Origin of the sequence: Pseudomonas sp. TYF_14 (assembly GCF_043105275.1) — a bacterium.
Lineage (GTDB): Bacteria > Pseudomonadota > Gammaproteobacteria > Pseudomonadales > Pseudomonadaceae > Aquipseudomonas > Aquipseudomonas alloputida.
Genome location: NZ_JBICLK010000089.1, coordinates 136,549 through 155,278, shown reverse-complemented (window position 1 = coordinate 155,278; position 18,730 = coordinate 136,549). Strand labels below are relative to the sequence as shown.

The window sequence follows — 18,730 nt, the reverse complement described above, 5'->3', positions numbered from 1 at the left end:
CATGAGCCTTGCACCCATTGCCCAGGCGCAACACGAGTTGTCCATCAGCCGCCTGATCGACGCACCACCGGCCAAGGTATTTCGCGCCTGGACCGAACCCCAGTGGCTGATGCAGTGGTGGGGGCCGCACGGCATGACCACCCCGGAGTGTGAGATGCAACTGTGGGCCGGTGGCCTGTTTCGCACCCTGATGCGCGCGCCGGATGGCTGCGAGTACCCCAACCAGGGCGTCTTTCTGGAAATTGCCGCGCCACGCCGGCTGGTGTTCACCGATGCCTTCGGCCCCGGTTGGGTACCGTCGGACAAGGCCTTCATGACCGCCGTGATCAGCTTTGACGAGGAACAGGGCAAAACCCGCTACACCGCCCGTGCCTGGCACTGGAATGCCACCGACTGCCGGGCCCATGAAGAAATGGGCTTCCACCAGGGCTGGGGAGAAAGCCTGGACCGCCTGGTGGAGGTGGTGACCCAGCGGATGCCCGACTGATGGCCGCACTGGCCCAGGTGCGTGCCGAAGTCGAGGCTGTGTACCGGCAGGAGTCGCGGCGCATACTGGCGACACTGATCCGCTTGCTGGGTGATTTCGACCTGGCCGAGGAGGCCATGCATGATGCCTTCTTCATTGCCGTCGAACGCTGGCAACGCGACGGTATCCCCGCCAACCCGCGAGCGTGGCTGGTTTCTGTCGGGCGCTTCAAGGCCATTGACGCGCTGCGCCGGCGCGTCCGCTTCGACCGCTCCCAGGCTGACTTGAGCATGCTGCTGGAGGGTCAGGCGCAGGACCCCAGTGAAGAAGAGCTGCTGGCGGATGACCGCCTGCGGCTGATCTTCACCTGTTGCCATCCGGCCCTGTCGGCCGACGCTCAGGTGCCGTTGACGCTTCGCGAAGTCTGCGACCTGACCACCGAGCAGATCGCCCGCGCCTTTCTGCAAAGCCCGGCCACCATCGCCCAGCGTATCGTGCGCGCCAAGGCCAAGATCCGTGACGCGGGCATACCGTACCAGGTACCGGAGCTGAGTGAACTGCCCGAGCGCCTGGAAAGCGTGTTGCGGGTGATCTACCTGGTGTTCAACGAGGGCTATTCGGCGTCATCGGGCGAGACACTGCTGCAGCAGGCGCTGAGCGATGAAGCCATTCGCCTGGCGCGGTTGCTGGTGCAGTTGCTGCCCGACCCGGAGGCGGTCGGCCTGCTGGCGTTGATGTTGCTGCAGGCGTCCCGGCAGCGGGCGCGCATCGATGGCCAAGGCGATTTGGTGGTTCTGGAGCAGCAGGACCGTAGCTTGTGGGACCGGCAGTTCATTGCCGAGGGCTGTGCTCTGGTTCGCCAGGCCCTGCAGAGCCGTGCATTCGGGGCCTATACCGTCCAGGCGGCGATTGCTGCCGTGCATGCCGAAGCGGCGACGGCTGAAGAGACGGACTGGGGAGAAATCGTCGGGCTGTATGACGTGTTGCAGCGGTATTGGCCATCAGCGGTGGTGGCGCTTAACCGCGCGGTGGCGCTGGCGAAGCGGGATGGGCCGGAGGCTGGCTTGCGGGAAGTCGAAGGGATTCTGGCGCGGGGGGAATTGCTGGACTATCACCTGGCACATGCGGCACGCGCCGAGTTGCATTGCCAGCTGGGACAGGTGCAAGAGGCGCGTGCGGCCTGGCAGCAGGCGCTGGCCTTGACCCGGCAGGCGCCTGAACGGCGGCATATCGAGCGGCGTTTGCAGGCTATCGAATGATGGGGGGGCCGGCCGCTTCGTGGGCAAGCCCGCTCCCTCAGGGTGCCTGCTAAATCAACGCGTTAGCGGGTTACCCAGGAGAGCAGCCTTGAAGAAGAGGCTGGCTGCATCACACTTCAGCTCGCCACAAAGTTCGGCGGCGATACCAGCTCGACGGTCTGCTGCTTGCGCGGCGCCAGGATCTCGGCTTCACCCGCGACCACCAGCTCGTCGTTCTGGTTGTACACATTGGTGGCGATGCGCACCTTGAACTTGGGCAGCTTCTCGAGGATCTCCAGGCGCACGGTCAGGGTGTCGCCGATTTTCACCGGTTTCTGGAAGCTCATCTGCTGGCCCAGGTAGATGGTGCCAGGGCCAGGCAGGGTGCAGGCCACTGCCGCACTGATCAGCGCGCCGCTGAACATGCCATGGGCAATACGTTCGCGGAACATGCTCTTGGCGGCGAACTCGGCATCCAGGTGAACCGGGTTGTGGTCACCGGACATCGCGGCGAACAGCTGGATGTCGCGTTCTTCAACGGACTTCTTGTACTCGGCCTTCTGGCCGACTTCGAGGGCTTCGTAAGGCGTGTTGGTGACCTGGGACATCGAGGCTTCCTTAAGCGTTGGGCGAGGGCGGCTATCATTCACTGCGCGCAGGGCGGCCAAGGGCCAGCGCCTGTTCCAGCCAGCCGAGAATATCGGCGATGACCTCGCCACGGTTGGTTTCGTTGAGTACTTCATGCCGCGCCTCAGGATAGACGCGCAGCTGTACATGTCGGTTGCCGGTCGCGCGCAGGGCGTCGGCCAGATGGGTGAGACGCTTGCCGGCACTGACCGGATCACATTCACCGCCGATCACCAGCATCGGCAGGTTGGGATCGATCTGCGCGAGGTTACCCGGCTGACTGATCTGCGCCAAGCCCTGCAGCAGATCGAGCCACAACTGGTTGGTGCAGCGAAAGCCGCACAACGGGTCGTTCACGTACTGATCGACCTCGCCCGGGTCGCGGCTGAGCCAGTCGAAGGCTGTGCGATTGGGCTTGAAGGCGCTGTTGAACGAACCGAAGGACAACCATTCGATCAGTGCACTCTTGCCCAGTGGCCCCTGGCGCCAGGATTCCAGCCGGGCAATCAGCCGCGCAAAGCGGTACAGCACGGCCGGTTGGTAGTTGGAACCGCTGAGGATAGCCCCGTGCAGGCTGCCACTGTGATGCAGCAGGTAGGCCTGGGCGATGTAGCTGCCCATGCTGTGGCCGAACAGGAACAGTGGCGTGCACGGGTACTGCTGGCCGATATGCTGGGCCACACATCCCAGGTCGTTGACCACGGCATTCCAGCCATGATGGCGGGCGAACAGGCCGAGGTTGCCCAGCTCGGCAGTGCGCCCGTGGCCACGCTGATCGGCAGCGAACAGGGCAAAGCCGGCCTCGCTCAGGGCCTGGCCCAGGCGCTGGTAGCGCCCGGCATGCTCGGCCATGCCATGAGCCAGCAGCACCACGGCCTTTACCGGTTTGGCCGGCAGCCATTGGTGTACGTACAGGCTGCAGTGCTCACTGGCGGGCAGCCAGAAGGCGTCGTGGGGCATGGCGGGTCCTTGTGCGCGCAGTTACCCGAACAGTGTATGCACAACCGGCCGGATTGCAGGAGGGGCACAAATAAGATTCACAATGTTAATGGCGGCACTTGGCGTATATGCCACCTTGGCTTTACCTGCTAACGTCGAATCAACGCCTTTTCGCCGGCAGGCGGTCAGGTAAAGGACTAAAGGACGCAGTGCAGGTCCAGGCAGAGGAACAATAATAAATGCAAGCCGACTTCTGGAATGACAAGCGCCCGGCAGGCGTGCCTTCCACCATCGACATCAATGCCTATGCCTCGGTGGTCGAGGTGTTCGAGCGCTCCTGCAAGCGCTTTGCCGACCGCCCGGCGTTCAGCAACCTGGGCGTGACCCTCAGCTACGCGGAACTGGAGCGCCATTCGGCAGCCTTCGCTGCCTGGTTGCAGCATCACACCGACCTCAAACCGGGTGAGCGCATTGCCGTGCAGATGCCCAATGTGCTGCAGTACCCCATCGCCGTATTCGGTGCCATGCGCGCCGGGCTGATCGTGGTCAATACCAACCCGTTGTACACCGAGCGCGAGATGCGCCACCAGTTCAAGGACAGTGGCGCGCGTGCGCTGGTGTACCTGAACATGTTCGGCAAGCGCGTGCAGGAGGTGCTGCCCGATACCGGTATCGAGTACCTGATCGAGGCAAAGATGGGCGACCTGCTGCCGGCCGCCAAGGGCTGGCTGGTCAACACCGTGGTCGACAAGTTGAAGAAGATGGTGCCGGCCTACCAGTTGCCCCAGGCGGTGCCGTTCAAGCAGGTGCTGCGCGAGGGCCGCGGGCTGTCGCCCAAACCGGTGTCGCTGAACCTCGATGACATCGCTGTGCTGCAGTACACCGGCGGCACCACCGGCCTGGCCAAGGGCGCGATGCTCACCCATGGCAACCTGGTGGCCAACATGCTGCAGGTGCTGGCCTGCTTCTCGCAGCACGGCCCCGATGGGCAGAAGCTGCTGAAGGACGGCCAGGAAGTGATGATTGCGCCGTTGCCGCTGTACCACATCTATGCCTTCACCGCGAATTGCATGTGCATGATGGTCACCGGCAACCATAACGTGCTGATTACCAACCCGCGGGATATTCCCGGCTTCATCAAGGAGCTGGGCAAGTGGCGTTTCTCTGCCTTGCTGGGCCTCAATACCTTGTTTGTCGCACTGATGGACCACCCGGGCTTCCGTCAGCTGGACTTCTCGGCGCTGAAGGTCACCAACTCTGGTGGCACAGCGCTGGTCAAGGCCACCGCCGAGCGCTGGGAAGACCTTACCGGGTGCCGCATCGTTGAAGGCTATGGCCTGACAGAGACCTCGCCGGTGGCCAGCACCAACCCCTATGGCCAGCTGGCGCGTCTGGGTACGGTGGGCATCCCCGTGGCGGGTACTGCGTTCAAGGTCATCGATGATGATGGCAACGAACTGCCGCTGGGCGAGCGGGGCGAGCTTTGCATCAAAGGCCCGCAGGTCATGAAGGGTTACTGGCAGCAGCCCGAGGCAACGGCCCAGGCACTGGATGCAGAAGGCTGGTTCAAGACCGGTGATATCGCGGTGATCGACCCGGACGGCTTCACCCGCATCGTCGACCGCAAGAAGGACATGATCATCGTCTCGGGCTTCAACGTGTACCCCAACGAAATCGAGGATGTGGTGATGGGGCACCCCAAGGTCGCCAACTGTGCGGCTATCGGTGTGCCGGACGAGCGTTCCGGCGAGGCGGTCAAGCTGTTCGTGGTGCCGCGCGAGGGGGGGCTGAGCGTTGATGAGCTGAAGGCCTACTGCAAGGCCAATTTCACCGGCTACAAAGTACCCAAGCACATCGTGCTGCGCGAATCGTTGCCCATGACGCCGGTGGGCAAGATTTTGCGGCGGGAGTTGCGCGATATAGCGTGATACGGGGATGGCGTCTTCGCTCCTACACCGCCCAGTGTAGGAGCGGGTTTACCCGCGAATGCCTTAAACCGCTCTAACAGGCAGTATACAGCCTTATCTGCGACATTTTGGATAATTACTCTAAAAATGACCTGTATTGTTCATTGAGTCATTTTTGTGACCGCAAGGCCTGTTTTGGCCTCTAGGCGACCCCAGACAAAGCTGTTACTCTCGGCCCGCTTCCAGATGATCCGGTTTGCAACGAACCGTCATCTCATATCAATAATAAGCGCATCGACGCGTGAATCGAACTTCGCTGTTGCTGAAGGAGTGGGCTTCCATGATCGAAAATTTTTGGAAGGATAAGTACCCAGCCGGGATTACGGCGGAAATCAATCCTGACGAATTCCCCAATATCCAGGCGGTACTCAAGCAATCCTGCCAACGCTTTGCCGACAAACCGGCCTTTAGCAACCTGGGCAAGACTATCACTTATGGCGAGTTGTATGCGTTGTCGGGGGCGTTTGCCGCCTGGCTGCAGCAGCATACCGACCTCAAGCCGGGTGACCGCATTGCCGTGCAACTGCCCAATGTCCTGCAATACCCGGTCGCGGTCTTCGGTGCCATGCGTGCCGGGCTGATCGTGGTCAACACCAACCCGCTGTACACCGCGCGGGAGATGGAGCACCAGTTCAACGACTCCGGTGCCAAGGCCCTGGTGTGCCTGGCCAACATGGCTCACCTGGCCGAGAAAGTGGTGCCTAAAACCCAGGTCAGGCACGTTATCGTCACCGAAGTGGCCGACCTGCTGCCGCCACTCAAGCGCCTGCTGATCAACAGCGTGATCAAGTACGTGAAGAAGATGGTGCCGGCCTACAACCTGCCGCAGGCCGTGCGTTTCAATGACGCCCTGGCGCTGGGCAAGGGCCAGCCAGTGACCGAGGCCAATCCGCAGGCCAACGACGTGGCGGTGCTGCAATACACCGGCGGTACCACCGGCGTGGCCAAAGGCGCCATGCTGACCCACCGCAACCTGGTGGCCAACATGCTGCAGTGCCGGGCACTGATGGGCGCCAACCTGCACGAAGGCTGCGAAATCCTCATCACCCCGCTGCCGCTGTACCACATCTATGCGTTTACCTTCCATTGCATGGCGATGATGCTGATCGGCAACCACAACGTGCTGATTAGCAACCCGCGAGACTTGCCGGCGATGGTCAAGGAACTGGGCAAGTGGAAGTTCAGCGGCTTTGTGGGCCTCAACACCCTGTTCGTTGCCCTGTGCAATAACGAGGCGTTCCGAGCCCTGGATTTCTCGGCGCTGAAAATCACCCTGTCGGGCGGCATGGCCTTGCAGCTAAGCGTGGCCGAGCGCTGGAAGGCCGTTACCGGTTGCGCCATCTGCGAAGGCTACGGCATGACCGAAACCAGCCCGGTGGCGGCGGTGAACCCGTCGGAAGCGAACCAGGTGGGCACCATCGGTATTCCGGTGCCGTCGACCTTGTGCAAGGTCATCGACGACGCCGGCAATGAGCTGCCGCTTGGCGAAGTGGGCGAGCTGTGTGTGAAGGGCCCGCAGGTGATGAAGGGCTACTGGCAGCGTGAAGACGCCACGGCTGAGATTCTCGACAGCGAAGGCTGGCTGAAGACCGGTGACATCGCCGTGATCCAGGCGGACGGCTACATGCGCATCGTCGACCGCAAGAAAGACATGATCCTGGTCTCAGGCTTCAACGTGTACCCCAACGAGCTGGAAGACGTATTGGCGGCCTTGCCGGGCGTGCTGCAGTGCGCTGCCATCGGTGTGCCGGACGAGAAGTCGGGTGAAGTGATCAAGGTCTTCATCGTGGTCAAGCCGGGCATGACCGTGACCAAGGAGCAGGTGATGGAGCACATGCGTGCCAACGTTACCGGCTACAAGGTACCGCGCCACATCGAGTTCCGCGATTCGCTGCCTACCACCAACGTGGGCAAGATCCTGCGCCGCGAACTGCGTGACGAAGAGCTCAAGAAGCAAGGCTTGAAGAAGATCGCCTGACCACGAGCCTGCACGCTCAGTGGGAGCTACCTCGTGTCGCGAAAGGGCCGCGAAGCGGCCCTGGGATTTCGGCGGCGATGCAACAATGGCTGGGGGCGCTTTGCGCCCCTTTCGCGACACAAGGCCCCACAATAAGATGCGGCGCCGTCTTCAGACACTGTGAGCCCCTGTAGGCGCAACTCAGCGCAGCTTCTCGAGCATCTGGTAATACCACATCCCCGCCGCCAGCAGCGGGTTCCCCAGCAAGTCCCCCATCGGCACCCGCACATGCTTGCACTGGGCGAAGGTGTCGAACTTCTCCAGCGTGCCGGTCAACGCTTCGGCCATGATCTCGCCCATGATGTGGCTGGTGGCAATGCCGTGCCCCGAGTAACCCTGGCAATACCACACGTTGTCCGACAGCTTGCCCAGCTGCGGAATGCGGTTGACCACGATGCCCATGGCGCAGCTCCACTGGAACTCGATCGGCACCCCCTTCAATGCCGGGAAGGTGCGTTCGATGCAGGGGCGCAATTCGCCTTCGATGTCGCGTGAATCCTTGCCTGAGTAGTTGGCGCCGCCGCCGAACAGCAGGCGCTTGTCGGCCGTCAGGCGGTAGTAGTCGAGGACGAAGCGGCAGTCGTACACCGCCAGGTCCTGGGGGTTGATCTGCTCGGCCAGCTCACCCAGCGGCGCGGTGGTGACGATACCGCCCATGGCCGGGAAGATCTTGCCCTTGAGCTGGCGCTTTTCGAGCTTGTGATACACATCGCCGGCCAACATCACCTGGCGTGCCTCCACCCGGCCGTGGGCGGTAACCACCGCCGGGCGCGGGCCATGGACGATGTCCAGTACTTCGGAATTTTCGAATATCAGTGCACCCAGGCCATGCGCGGCACGGGCTTCGCCCAGGCACAGGTTGAGTGGGTGCAGGTGCAGGTTGCGCAGGTTCTTCAACGCACCCAGATAAAGCGGGCTTTGCAGATGCTCGGCCACTGCAGCGCGGTCGAGCAGTTGCACCTGCTCGCCCATGCCGCGGCGCTGTGCTTCGGCCTCGAACGCACGCAGCTCGTTCATGTGCGAAGGCTTCATGGCTGCATGCAGGTGGCCACGCTTGAGGTCGCAATCGATGCCATAGCGCGCCACGCGCTGCTCGATCACCTGGTGCCCGCGCCAGCGCAAGTGCCAGATGAAATCGTCCACTTCGGCGCCCAGGTGGTTGCGCATCTGCGAGCGCATGGCCTCGTCGCCCGACAGGCTGCCGGTGACCTGGCCGCCGTTGCGCCCGCTGGCGCCCCAGCCGATACGGTTGGTTTCGACGATGGCGACCTTCAGGCCGCGCTCGGCCAGTTCAACCGCCGTGGCCACGCCCGTAAAGCCACCGCCGATGATCGCCACATCCACCTGCACCGTGCCCTTGAGTTGCGGGTACGCAGTGTGGTCGTTGAGGGTGGCGCTGTAGTAGGACGGCGCGCGCTGCGCCGGGCCGTTGTTCAATGCTGCGTTCATGGGTGTTCCTTGTTATTTAGGGGCTCAGGCCTGGTGCAGGTACCAGCGCCAGTCCTGCTCGCTGACTTCGGCCATGAACTGGCGGTACTCGGCGCGCTTGACCTTCAGGTACACGCCAAGGAAGTCTTCGCCCAATGCTTCACGGGCCCAATCGGAATGTTGCAGGGCGTCGAGTGCGGTCAGCCAGTCAGTGGGCAGGTGTTCGGTGGCCTGGGCATAGCCGTTGCCTTCAACGGGCGCGCCTGGGTCAAGCTGTTCGCGGATGCCCCAGTGGCTGGCAGCAAGGATCGCCGCTGCAGCCAGGTAAGGGTTGGCATCCGCGCCACAGATGCGGTGCTCCACATGGCGGCTGTTGGCAGGGCCTCCTGGCACACGCAGGCTCACGGTGCGGTTGTCCACGCCCCAGGTTGGCGCCAGGGGCGCATAGCTGTTGGCCTGGAAGCGGCGGAAGGAGTTGGCGTTGGGGCAGAACAGTAGCAGCGAGTCGCGCAGGTGGCGCAGCATGCCGGCCACGGCCTGGCGCAGCAGCGGGGTGCCGGCCTTGTCTTCGCTGGCGAACAGGTTGTTGCCGGCGCTGTCGGCCAGGCTCAGGTGCATGTGCATGCCGGTGCCGGCCAGTTGGGCGAATGGCTTGGCCATGAAGCAGGCCTGCATGCCGTGGGCATGGGCCACACCTTTTACCAAGCGCTTGTAGCGCACCGCCTGGTCCATCGCCTGCAGCGCATCGCCATGCTCCAGGGTGATTTCCACCTGGCCGGGGGCGTACTCGGAAATGGCCGTGCGCGCCGGGATGCCTTGGGCCTTGCAGGCAGCGTACAGGTCGGCGAGGAACGGTTCGATCTGCTCCAGTTCGCGCAGGCCATAGACCTGGGTGCTGCGTGGGCGACCGCCATCGTTGTCCAGTGCCGGTTGTGGGCGGCCCTGGGCATCACGCTGCTGGTCAAGCAGGTAGAACTCCAGCTCGCAGGCCATCACCGGGTGGTAACCATCGGCCTTCAACGCTTCGATGGTGCGCAGCAGCACATGGCGTGGGTCAGCGATGCTGGCCGGCAGCCCCTCGCTGGGGTGCATGCTCACCTGCACTGCAGCGGTTGGCACCCGGCGCCAGGGCAGCCGCACCAGGCTGCCGTCCAGCGGGTAGGCACGGCAGTCGATATCGCCTACGTCCCACACCAGGCCGGAGTTTTCCACGTCGTCGCCGTTGAGGGTCAGGCCAAGGATGGTGCTGGGCAGTGGCCGGCCTGTCTGGTACACGGCCAGCAGTTCCTCGCGGTGCAACAGCTTGCCGCGTGGCACACCGTTGGCGTCGAGGATGAACAGTTCGAACAGCTCGATATCGGGGTTGTCGGCCAGAAAACGGGTAGCCTGCTCTACAGGGGCAAAGTGCATGATCAATTCGCTCATAGGCGCGCAGGGCCACCGCGCAAGCAGGCGGCCCAGTTGAGTCAAACGGCCAGACGCTGGCCGGGTTTGGTCACAATGGCGTGAGCGAGGTGTCCGGTGGGCGCGCGTGACGGCAGTGCCACAAGGCCCAGAAGGCGAGGATGATGTGGACCAGCGGATTTTCCCCGGCACGGCTCCGGGCCTTCGGTAGCGAAGGGCGGGACGACGGTGGGGCGATAGGCTGGGCGGGAGTCATGCCTTTGATACTCACATGCGGCGTAAGGTTGATTAAAGCAGTGAATGGCAACCTTTACATTGCACTTGGCTAAACATTCGTGTTGAAAGCATCACGGTCAAAGTGGAAGCGGCCTTGCGGCCCTATCGCGACACAAGGCCGCTTCCACAGGGAGCGTGCAGGCAGCAGAGAATCCGCAAATCTGCGACAATCGCCCGACTTTCCGAATGCCGATCATGAAAAAGCAGGCTCACCTGCATCACTAAAAAGCCCCATGACTGACCACGCCATCGACAAACTGCTGCAAAACCTCGACCACGCCATGATTGCCGACCGCCATCGCCTGCGCCGGCAACTGCACGAACTGCGCAAGCGCCCCGACGAGGCGAAGCTGGCGCAGTGGGTGGAGAAGGTCCAGGCCTCCTGCGCTCAGGTCACCGCGCGTCAGCAGAGCGTGCCGACCGTACGCTACGACGACAACTTGCCCATCGCCGCCAAGCGTGACGAAATCAAGAAGGCCCTGGCCGAAAACCAGGTATTGGTGATCGCCGGCGAGACCGGCTCTGGCAAGACGACCCAGTTGCCGAAAATCTGCCTGGAACTTGGCCGTGGCAGCCATGGGTTGATCGCCCATACCCAGCCACGCAGGATCGCAGCGCGTAGCGTGGCCGCGCGAGTCGCTGAAGAGCTGGGCACGCCCCTGGGCGCGCTGGTCGGCTACCAGGTGCGTTTCGAAGACCAGAGCGATTCCAATACCTTGGTCAAGCTGATGACCGACGGCATTCTCCTGGCCGAAACCCAGCATGACCGCTTCCTTGAACGCTATGACACGATCATCGTCGACGAAGCGCACGAGCGCAGCCTGAACATCGACTTCCTGCTCGGCTACCTGAAAACGTTGCTGCATCGCCGACCGGACCTGAAACTGATCATCACCTCGGCCACCATCGACCTGGAGCGCTTCTCCAGGCACTTCGACGGTGCGCCGATCATCGAGGTGTCCGGGCGCACCTTCCCGGTGGACACCTGGTACCGCCCGCTGACCAGCGAACAGGACGAAGAGGGCAACCAGATCGAGGATGACCTCACCGTCGATCAGGCCATCCTTGCCACCCTCGACGAGCTGGCGCAGCACGAGCGTAGCGAGGGCAAGGGGCCGGGCGATGTGCTGATCTTCCTGCCGGGCGAGCGGGAAATCCGTGATGCCGCCGAGATCCTGCGCAAGGCGCAACTGCGCCATACCGAGATTTTGCCGCTGTACGCGCGCCTGTCGCCGGCCGAGCAGCAGCGTATCTTCCAACCGCACACCGGGCGCCGCGTGGTGCTGGCCACCAACGTCGCCGAAACCTCGCTGACCGTGCCTGGCATCCGTTATGTGATCGACACCGGTACCGCGCGCATCAGCCGCTACAGCTACCGCGCCAAGGTCCAGCGCCTGCCGATCGAGGCGGTGTCACAGGCCAGTGCCAACCAGCGTAAAGGCCGTTGCGGCCGGGTCGAGCCGGGCATTTGCGTGCGTCTCTACAGCGAAGAGGACTTCAACAGCCGGCCAGCGTTTACCGACCCGGAGATTCTGCGCACCAACCTGGCGGCGGTGATCCTGCAGATGTTGCACCTGCGCCTGGGCGCAATCGATGCCTTCCCGTTCATCGAGCCGCCGGATGGCAAAGCCATCAGCGACGGCTTCAACCTGTTGCAGGAGCTTTCGGCGGTTAACCGCGAGAACCAGCTGACGCCAATTGGCCGCCAGTTGGCGCGCTTGCCGATCGACCCGCGTCTGGGCCGCATGCTGCTTGAAGGCGCGCGCCTGGGCAGCCTGCAGGAAGTGCTGATTGTCACCAGCGCGCTGTCGGTGCAGGACCCGCGTGAACGCCCCCCAGAACGCCAGCAGGCCGCCGATCAGGCGCACGCACAGTGGAAGGACGTGGACTCGGACTTCGCTGCGCTGGTCAACCTGTGGCGTGGCTTCGAGGAACAACGCCAGGCGCTGACCGCCAACCCGCTGCGCAACTGGTGTCGCAAGCAGTTCCTGAACTACTTGCGGCTGCGCGAGTGGCGCGATGCTCATCGTCAGTTGGCGCTGATTTGCCGTGACCTGCAGCTGACGGTGAACAAGGAACCGACCGATTACCAGAAGCTGCACAAGGCAATCCTCAGCGGGCTGCTCAGCCAGATTGGCCAGAAGACCGAAGAGGGCGACTACCAGGGCGCCCGTCAGCGGCGCTTCTGGGTGCATCCATCTTCGGGCCTGGGGCGCAAGCGCCCGCAGTGGGTCATGGCTGCCGAGCTGGTCGAAACCACCAAGCTGTATGCGCGCATGGTGGCCAAGATCGAGCCGGACTGGATCGAGCCGCTGGCCGGCCACCTGATCAAGAAGAACCATTTCGAGCCGCACTGGGAGAAGAAGCGCGGGCAGGTGGTGGCCTACGAGCAGATCACGCTCTACGGGCTGATCCTGGTCGGCCGTCGGCCGGTGCACTACGGCCCGATCGACCCGGCGACCTCGCGCGAGCTGTTTATCCGTGAAGGCCTGGTGGGTGGCGAAATCCAGTCGCGGGCCAAGTGCCTGGCGGCCAACAAACGCCTGCTTGGAGAGCTGGACGAGCTGGAAGCCAAGGCTCGCCGGCGTGACATCCTGGCTGACGAAGAAACGCTGTACGCTTTCTATGAAGCGCGCCTGCCGGCGGAAATCCACCAGACGGCGACCTTTGATAGTTGGTACCGCATGGGCAGCCAAAAGGACGCCAACCTGCTGATCATGCGCGAGGAGGACGTGCTGGCCCGCGAGGCCAGCGAAGTGACCGCCGCACAGTACCCCGACAGTATGCAGGTGGGCGATCTGCGCCTGCCGCTGAGCTACCACTTCGAGCCCGGCCACCCCCGCGATGGTGTGACGGTGCGGGTGCCGGCGCCGCTGTTGCCGAGCCTGCCGGGCGAGCGCCTGGAGTGGCTGGTGCCGGGCCTGCTGGAGGCCAAGTGCGTGGCGCTGGTGCGCAACCTGCCCAAGGCCCTGCGCAAGAACTTTGTCCCGGTACCTGACTTCGTCAAGGCTTCGCTGGCGCGCATGACCTTCGGCCAAGGGGCGCTCCCGCAGGCCCTGGGCCAGGAGCTGCTGCGCATGACCGGTGCGCGTGTGTCGGACGAGGCCTGGGACGAGTCGGTCAACCAGGTCGAAGGCCACCTGCGCATGAACATCGAAGTGGTCGATGGCCAGGGCAAGTTCCTTGGCGAAGGCCGCGACCTGGCGGAACTGACCGCGCGCTTTGCTGCCGCCAGCCAGGCTGCCCTGGCCGTGCCGCGTGACGCCAAGGGTGAGCAGCCGGTGCAGGCCAAGGCCTTCAGCGAAGTGAAGCAGACCGCCCAGCAGAAGATCGCCGGCCTGTCGATGACCGTGTACCCGGCACTGGTGGAAGACAACGGCACTGTGCGTGAAGGGCGTTTCTCGACCCAGGCCGAAGCGGAGTTTCAGCACCGCCGCGCCTTGCAACGGCTGTTGCTGCAGCAACTGGCCGAGCCGGCCAAGTTCCTGCGCGGCAAGCTGCCGGGGCTGACCGAGCTGGGCCTGCTGTACCGTGAAATGGGGCGGGTAGAAGCGCTGGTCGAAGACATTCTGCTGGCCAGCCTGGACAGTTGCATCCTTGAAGGCGAACAACCGTTGCCACGTGATGGCGCGGCCTTGGCCGCGCTGGCTGAACGCAAGCGCGGCAGCTGGGCCGAGCATGCCGAGCGCCTGGCAAGGCAGACCCTGGAAGTGCTGAAGCTGTGGCATGGTCTGCAGAAACGCTTCAAGGGCAAGATCGACCTGAGCCAAGCGGTGGCACTGAACGACATCAAGCAGCAGCTAGGCAACCTGGTGTACCCGGGCTTCGTACGCGAAACGCCTGGGGTGTGGTTCAAGGAGTTGCCGCGTTACCTCAAGGCGGTTGAGTTGCGCCTCGAGAAACTCGGCTCGCAAGTACAGAAGGACCGGGTGTGGAGCGGCGAATTGGCCAACCTGTGGGCGCAGTACAAGGCCCGTGCCGACAAGCATGCCCAGGAAGGCAAGCGCGATGAGCAACTGACCGTGTACCGCTGGTGGCTGGAAGAATATCGCGTGTCGCTGTTTGCCCAGCAGTTGGGGACCAAGGTGCCGATTTCTGACAAGCGATTGAGCAAACAATGGAGTCAGGTGGAAGGCTAACCTCTATTATTTGTGGCAAACTTTGGGGCGTTTGGGGCCGCTTTGCGGCCCTTGGCGGGTAAGCCCGCCTTGCGGGGGTAAACGTATGCCCCTGAATTGGCACTAAAGTGCCATTAACCTGTCATGTTTCCAGCCAGCGCCCTGTGGCGATGGCCTTTGACCAGAGGAACGACCGTGCATAACGTCGTGATCAGCGGCACCGGCCTGTACACCCCGGCCCAGAGCATTTCCAACGAAGAGCTGGTGGCTTCCTTCAATGCCTGGTCGCAGCAGTTCAACCAGGAAAACGCTGCCGCCATCGAGCGCGGTGAAGTCGAGGCGGCGCCGCTCTCCGACGCGGCGTTTATCGAAAAGGCCTCGGGCATCAAGAGCCGCTTTGTCATGGACAAGGCCGGTATCCTCGACCCGCAGCGCATGAAGCCGCGCCTGCCCGAGCGCAGCAACGATGAACCGTCAGTGCTGTGTGAAATGGCCGTGGCCGCTGCCCGCCAGGCCCTGGAGCGCGCAGGCCGAACGGCGGCCGATGTCGACGGGGTGATCGTCGCCTGCTCCAACTTGCAGCGCCCTTACCCGGCGATCGCCATCGAAGTGCAACAGGCACTGGGTGTCCAGGGCTTTGCCTTTGACATGAACGTGGCCTGCTCGTCGGCCACCTTCGGCATACAGACCGCCGCCAACAGCGTAGCGCTGGGCCAGGCGCGGGCGGTGCTGATGGTCAACCCCGAAGTGTGCACCGGCCACCTCAACTTCCGTGACCGCGACAGCCATTTCATTTTTGGCGATGCCGCCACCGCCGTGTTGCTGGAGCGTGCCGACCAGGCCACTTCGGCGCACCAGTTCGACATCGTCAGCAGCAAGCTCTGGACTGAGTTCTCCAACAACATCCGCAACAACTTCGGCTTCCTAAACCGTGCGGCGGAAGAGGGCGAAGGCGCTGCGGACAAGCTGTTCATACAGGAGGGCCGCAAGGTGTTCCGCGAGGTGTGCCCGAAGGTGGCCGAGCTGATCGGTGAGCACCTGCAGGAGAACGGGTTGCAACCGGGCGACGTGAAGCGCTTCTGGCTGCACCAGGCCAACCTCAGCATGAACCAGCTGATCGTCAAGAAACTGTTGGGGCGTGAAGTGGCCGAGGAAGAGGCACCGGTGATTCTGGACCGTTACGCCAATACCAGCTCGGCGGGGTCGGTGATTGCCTTCCACCTGTACCAGGATGACCTGGCCAAGGGCTCGTTGGGCGTGTTGAGCTCGTTTGGTGCGGGGTATTCGATTGGTAGCGTGATTCTGCGCAAGCGCTGATTCATCAGGCGCCTGTTACGGCCTCTTCGCGGGCTTGCCCGCTCCCACAGGTACAGCACAGTTTTCAAGGTCTGTGGTGATTCTGTGGGAGCGGGCAAGCCCGCGAAGGGGCCGGCGCATTTCACACAGGCAAAAAGAAGCGGGAAACGCCGGATGGGGTCGGCGTTTCCCGCTTCAGGTGAAGCAGAGCAGGGTGTCGCTTAGAACTTGGCTTCCAGATCAACCTGCAGGGTGTCGACGTCAGCATCGCTGTTCGGCAACTGCGACAGGTCGGTCTTGGCCATCAGGTAGGCAGCACCCAGGGAGAAGTTCTTGTCGATTTCGTAACCGACCTTGAACTTGTGACCACGCGAACCGGTGTAGCCGTTGCCGAAGTCCGAATCGGTGAACAGGCTGACCACCGCGTTACGCTGCACATCGCGGTAGTTGTAGTCCAGGCTCCAGGCACCCATTTTGGTTTTCAGGCCAGCCAGCCAGGCCTGATCTTCGCCGTCGGTGCTGTCGGTGTTCTTCACGTACTGGCCATAGGCCGACAACGGAATGGCCAAGCCAGTGAAGTCGATCTGGCCAAAGCCTTCCACCAGATTGAACTCGTTGGTGGTGTTGCCGAACGACTGCAGGATGGCTGCTTCCTTGTCGTTGTCGTAACCATAGATGCTGGCACCCACGGTGAGCTTGAGCACGTCGGCCGGCGCGAACTTGGCGCCCAACTGGCCGTGGTAGACCTGCGCATCGTGCTTGTACTGGACGCCGTCACCATCGACGTTGTCCTTCAGGGTGTACTGACCGGCGCTGGCAAAGACTTCGGCCCCGCCCAGGTCAGCCTTGTAAGTGGCCGCCACACCTTCCGGGTTGATGTCGCTATCCCAGATGATGTCGCCCATGCTCACCCAAGGCTGTTGCATCTTGCCGCCAATCAGGTGCAGGTTAGGCACTGCAGTCGGGTGCCAGTCGAGGTAGGCCAGGTCGACCCACAGCGACTTCTTGTCGAAGTAGTTGTCGAAGCTCTGGTTGGTCGAACGTCGGTCAGCGCTGCTGCCAGTGGCGATACGGACCCCAGCGTCGACCTGCGGGTTGATCTCGCTGTAGAAACCGACACGGGCACGTACCCGCTGGCGGTCCTGGTTGCCGCTGCTGCTGTTCGGATCGTCGACGTTGACGTCTTCGTAACGCAGGCGCACGTCACCCTTGATCTGGGTCTTGGCGGCCCATGCCACTTTTTGTTCAAAGGAGCTCATACGTTCGGACTGAGCTTTCTGGTCGGCCTTTTCCTTGGTTTCTTTTGCCAGGTCGCCCTGCAGTTCGTTGTACTGCGCCTGGTTGATCGAGCCATTGGCGCGGAGCATTTCGAGCAGCTTGGCGTCGACAGCAGCACTGGCCGGGGCACTCAGGGCCAGCATCATGCCGGTGAGGCTTACTCCGGTAAGTGTGGAAACAAGACGCATAAGGTTCTCCCTACTGAAAAAAATGGGGGAGGCTCAAGCGCCTGCCCCTGCGTTGGCATGTCTTCGGAAAGGGCCTGAATAGACAGGTTCTAGGGTTCCGGAAAACAGGCGCAAGTATTGCGGGGGCCAATGACAGATTAATGTCTGATTAGTGGCACTGTTGTTAAGTAATTGAGTATTAAAGGGCCCACCCGGCGTTCGTCATTTGAGCGACGGGCCTTCCTTGGGGATACTGACGGTCTTCAGACAGCGAGCCAACAACGTGACCAGCCTGTACAGCCTTGCCCACCTGCGTGATCTGCCGACGGCCACCTGGGATGCCCTTGTGCCAGCCGGCCAACCCTTCCTGCGCCATGCTTTTCTCAGTGCAATGGAGGACAGCGGCAGCGTGGCGCGCAACACTGGCTGGGCCGCCGAGCACCTGGTGCTGGAGCGTGACGGACAGGTACGGGCGCTGTTGCCCGCGTACCGCAAGTGGCACTCGTTTGGCGAGTATGTGTTCGATCATGGTTGGGCCGATGCGTGTGAGCGGGCCGGTATCGCCTACTACCCAAAACTGCTTGGCGCTGTGCCGTTCAGTCCGGTCAGCGGCCCACGGCTGCTGGCGGCCGATCCGGCTGACGGCTTGTTGATGCTGCAGGCCCTGCCGGAGTATCTGGGCAAGGGTGGGCTGTCCGGAGCGCACATCAACTTCACCGACCCGGCGCTGGACGCGCAGTTGGCGGGCCTGCCTGGGTGGATGGAACGCCTGGGTTGCCAGTTTCACTGGCAAAACCGGGGGTATCGCGATTTCCAGGACTTTCTCGACAGCCTCAGCTCGCGCAAGCGCAAGCAGATGCGCAAGGAGCGCGAGCAGGTGGCGGGGCAGGGTATCGACTTCCGCTGGTACCGCGGTGATGAACTGGACGAGGCACAGTGGGATTTCGTCTTTCTGTGCTATGCCAACACCTATGCGGTGCGCCGTCGTGCCCCCTACCTGACGCGCGAATTTTTCAGCCTGCTGGCCGAGCGTATGCCCGAGGCGGTGCGCGTGGTGATGGCCCGCCAGGGTGGGCGTGATGTGGCCATGGCCTTGAGCCTGGTGGGCGGCGACAGCCTGTTTGGCCGCTACTGGGGCTGCCTGGATGAGTTCGACCGGCTGCATTTCGAGACGTGTTTCTACCAGGGCATGGACTTTGCCATTGCCGAGGGTTACCAGCGTTTCGATGCCGGGGCACAGGGCGAGCACAAGTTGATACGCGGGTTCGAGCCGGTGTTGACGCGGTCGTGGCATTACCTGCTGCACCCGGGGTTGCGGCGGGCGGTGGAGGATTTTCTGCTGCAGGAACGGGAAGGGGTCAAGGGGTATGCCGAAGAGGCGCGGGGGATGTTGCCCTACCGCCGGGACTGAGAGATCTGTGTTGCCTGTGCCGGCCTTTTCGCGGGTAAACCCGCTCCTACAACGATAGCGAACCTGTGTAGGAGCGGGTTTACCCGCGAAAAGGCCGC

At 62.9% G+C, this 18,730-nt stretch carries 12 protein-coding genes; 7 read left to right on the top strand and 5 right to left on the bottom strand.

Annotation, left to right across the window (positions count from 1 at the left end):
- Window position 1: 1 nt before the first annotated feature.
- Window positions 2–487: an SRPBCC family protein gene (locus ACF8O8_RS26235; protein WP_010955227.1), complete on the top strand. Its 486-nt coding sequence runs from the start codon at window positions 2–4 to the stop codon at window positions 485–487.
- Window positions 487–1,725 (top strand): RNA polymerase sigma factor, encoded by a 1,239-nt coding sequence (locus ACF8O8_RS26230; protein WP_049587004.1) that lies wholly within the window; start codon window positions 487–489, stop codon window positions 1,723–1,725. The genes ACF8O8_RS26235 and ACF8O8_RS26230 overlap by 1 nt, the downstream gene beginning before the upstream one ends.
- Before the next feature lie 116 nt (window positions 1,726–1,841).
- On the opposite strand, the gene ACF8O8_RS26225 is transcribed toward ACF8O8_RS26230, so the two are convergent.
- Both ACF8O8_RS26225 and ACF8O8_RS26220 read right to left on the bottom strand, forming a co-directional pair.
- Window positions 1,842–2,312, bottom strand: a complete 471-nt coding sequence (locus tag ACF8O8_RS26225) for a MaoC family dehydratase (RefSeq protein ID WP_003254624.1) — start codon at window positions 2,310–2,312, stop codon at window positions 1,842–1,844.
- Window positions 2,313–2,346: 34 nt separating this feature from the next.
- Window positions 2,347–3,291 carry an alpha/beta hydrolase gene (locus ACF8O8_RS26220; RefSeq protein WP_392510757.1) on the bottom strand — a complete coding sequence of 315 codons (945 nt, stop codon included), beginning with the start codon at window positions 3,289–3,291 and terminating at the stop codon, window positions 2,347–2,349.
- Between the two features lie 218 nt (window positions 3,292–3,509).
- On the opposite strand from ACF8O8_RS26220, the gene fadD2 reads away from it, so the two are divergent.
- Both fadD2 and fadD1 read left to right on the top strand, forming a co-directional pair.
- Window positions 3,510–5,198 carry a long-chain-fatty-acid--CoA ligase FadD2 gene (gene fadD2 / locus ACF8O8_RS26215; protein WP_392510755.1) on the top strand — a complete coding sequence of 563 codons (1,689 nt, stop codon included), beginning with the start codon at window positions 3,510–3,512 and terminating at the stop codon, window positions 5,196–5,198.
- A 319-nt stretch (window positions 5,199–5,517) separates the two neighbouring features.
- Complete coding sequence (gene fadD1 / locus ACF8O8_RS26210) at window positions 5,518–7,215, top strand: long-chain-fatty-acid--CoA ligase FadD1 (RefSeq protein ID WP_003254620.1); 1,698 nt, start codon at window positions 5,518–5,520, stop codon at window positions 7,213–7,215.
- A 180-nt stretch (window positions 7,216–7,395) separates the two neighbouring features.
- Here the strand turns inward: fadD1 and ACF8O8_RS26205 are convergent, their stop codons facing one another.
- Entirely contained in the window at window positions 7,396–8,703 is a 1,308-nt protein-coding gene (locus tag ACF8O8_RS26205; protein ID WP_392510753.1) for an NAD(P)/FAD-dependent oxidoreductase, read from the bottom strand.
- A gap of 24 nt (window positions 8,704–8,727) precedes the next feature.
- Window positions 8,728–10,092: a glutamine synthetase family protein gene (locus ACF8O8_RS26200; RefSeq protein ID WP_010955221.1), complete on the bottom strand. Its 1,365-nt coding sequence runs from the start codon at window positions 10,090–10,092 to the stop codon at window positions 8,728–8,730.
- A 503-nt stretch (window positions 10,093–10,595) separates the two neighbouring features.
- Between ACF8O8_RS26200 and hrpA the strand changes: the two genes are divergently transcribed.
- Window positions 10,596–14,501, top strand: coding sequence for an ATP-dependent RNA helicase HrpA (gene hrpA / locus ACF8O8_RS26195; protein ID WP_350298176.1), 3,906 nt, complete (start codon window positions 10,596–10,598; stop codon window positions 14,499–14,501).
- Between the two features lie 174 nt (window positions 14,502–14,675).
- Entirely contained in the window at window positions 14,676–15,797 is a 1,122-nt protein-coding gene (locus ACF8O8_RS26190; protein ID WP_350298175.1) for a beta-ketoacyl-ACP synthase III, read from the top strand.
- Between the two features lie 200 nt (window positions 15,798–15,997).
- Here the strand turns inward: ACF8O8_RS26190 and ACF8O8_RS26185 are convergent, their stop codons facing one another.
- Window positions 15,998–17,242 (bottom strand): putative porin, encoded by a 1,245-nt coding sequence (locus ACF8O8_RS26185; protein ID WP_020191620.1) that lies wholly within the window; start codon window positions 17,240–17,242, stop codon window positions 15,998–16,000.
- 262 nt (window positions 17,243–17,504) lie between these two features.
- Here ACF8O8_RS26185 and ACF8O8_RS26180 point away from each other — a divergent pair, with 262 nt between their 5' ends.
- The gene (locus ACF8O8_RS26180) at window positions 17,505–18,632 is read left to right on the top strand and encodes a GNAT family N-acetyltransferase (protein ID WP_003254614.1); all 1,128 of its coding nucleotides are present in this window, start codon (window positions 17,505–17,507) and stop codon (window positions 18,630–18,632) included.
- Window positions 18,633–18,730 lie beyond the last annotated feature (98 nt).

Excerpts from the sequence above, each read along its gene's own strand:
- ACF8O8_RS26235 (WP_010955227.1), top strand. The coding sequence starts at position 2 with ATGAGCCTTGCACCCATTGCCCAGGCGCAACACGAGTTGTCCATCAGC.
- ACF8O8_RS26230 (WP_049587004.1), top strand. The coding sequence starts at position 487 with ATGGCCGCACTGGCCCAGGTGCGTGCCGAAGTCGAGGCTGTGTACCGG.
- ACF8O8_RS26225 (WP_003254624.1), bottom strand. The coding sequence starts at position 2,312 with ATGTCCCAGGTCACCAACACGCCTTACGAAGCCCTCGAAGTCGGCCAG.
- ACF8O8_RS26220 (WP_392510757.1), bottom strand. The coding sequence starts at position 3,291 with ATGCCCCACGACGCCTTCTGGCTGCCCGCCAGTGAGCACTGCAGCCTG.
- fadD2 (WP_392510755.1), top strand. The coding sequence starts at position 3,510 with ATGCAAGCCGACTTCTGGAATGACAAGCGCCCGGCAGGCGTGCCTTCC.
- fadD1 (WP_003254620.1), top strand. The coding sequence starts at position 5,518 with ATGATCGAAAATTTTTGGAAGGATAAGTACCCAGCCGGGATTACGGCG.
- ACF8O8_RS26205 (WP_392510753.1), bottom strand. The coding sequence starts at position 8,703 with ATGAACGCAGCATTGAACAACGGCCCGGCGCAGCGCGCGCCGTCCTAC.
- ACF8O8_RS26200 (WP_010955221.1), bottom strand. The coding sequence starts at position 10,092 with ATGCACTTTGCCCCTGTAGAGCAGGCTACCCGTTTTCTGGCCGACAAC.
- hrpA (WP_350298176.1), top strand. The coding sequence starts at position 10,596 with ATGACTGACCACGCCATCGACAAACTGCTGCAAAACCTCGACCACGCC.
- ACF8O8_RS26185 (WP_020191620.1), bottom strand. The coding sequence starts at position 17,242 with ATGCGTCTTGTTTCCACACTTACCGGAGTAAGCCTCACCGGCATGATG.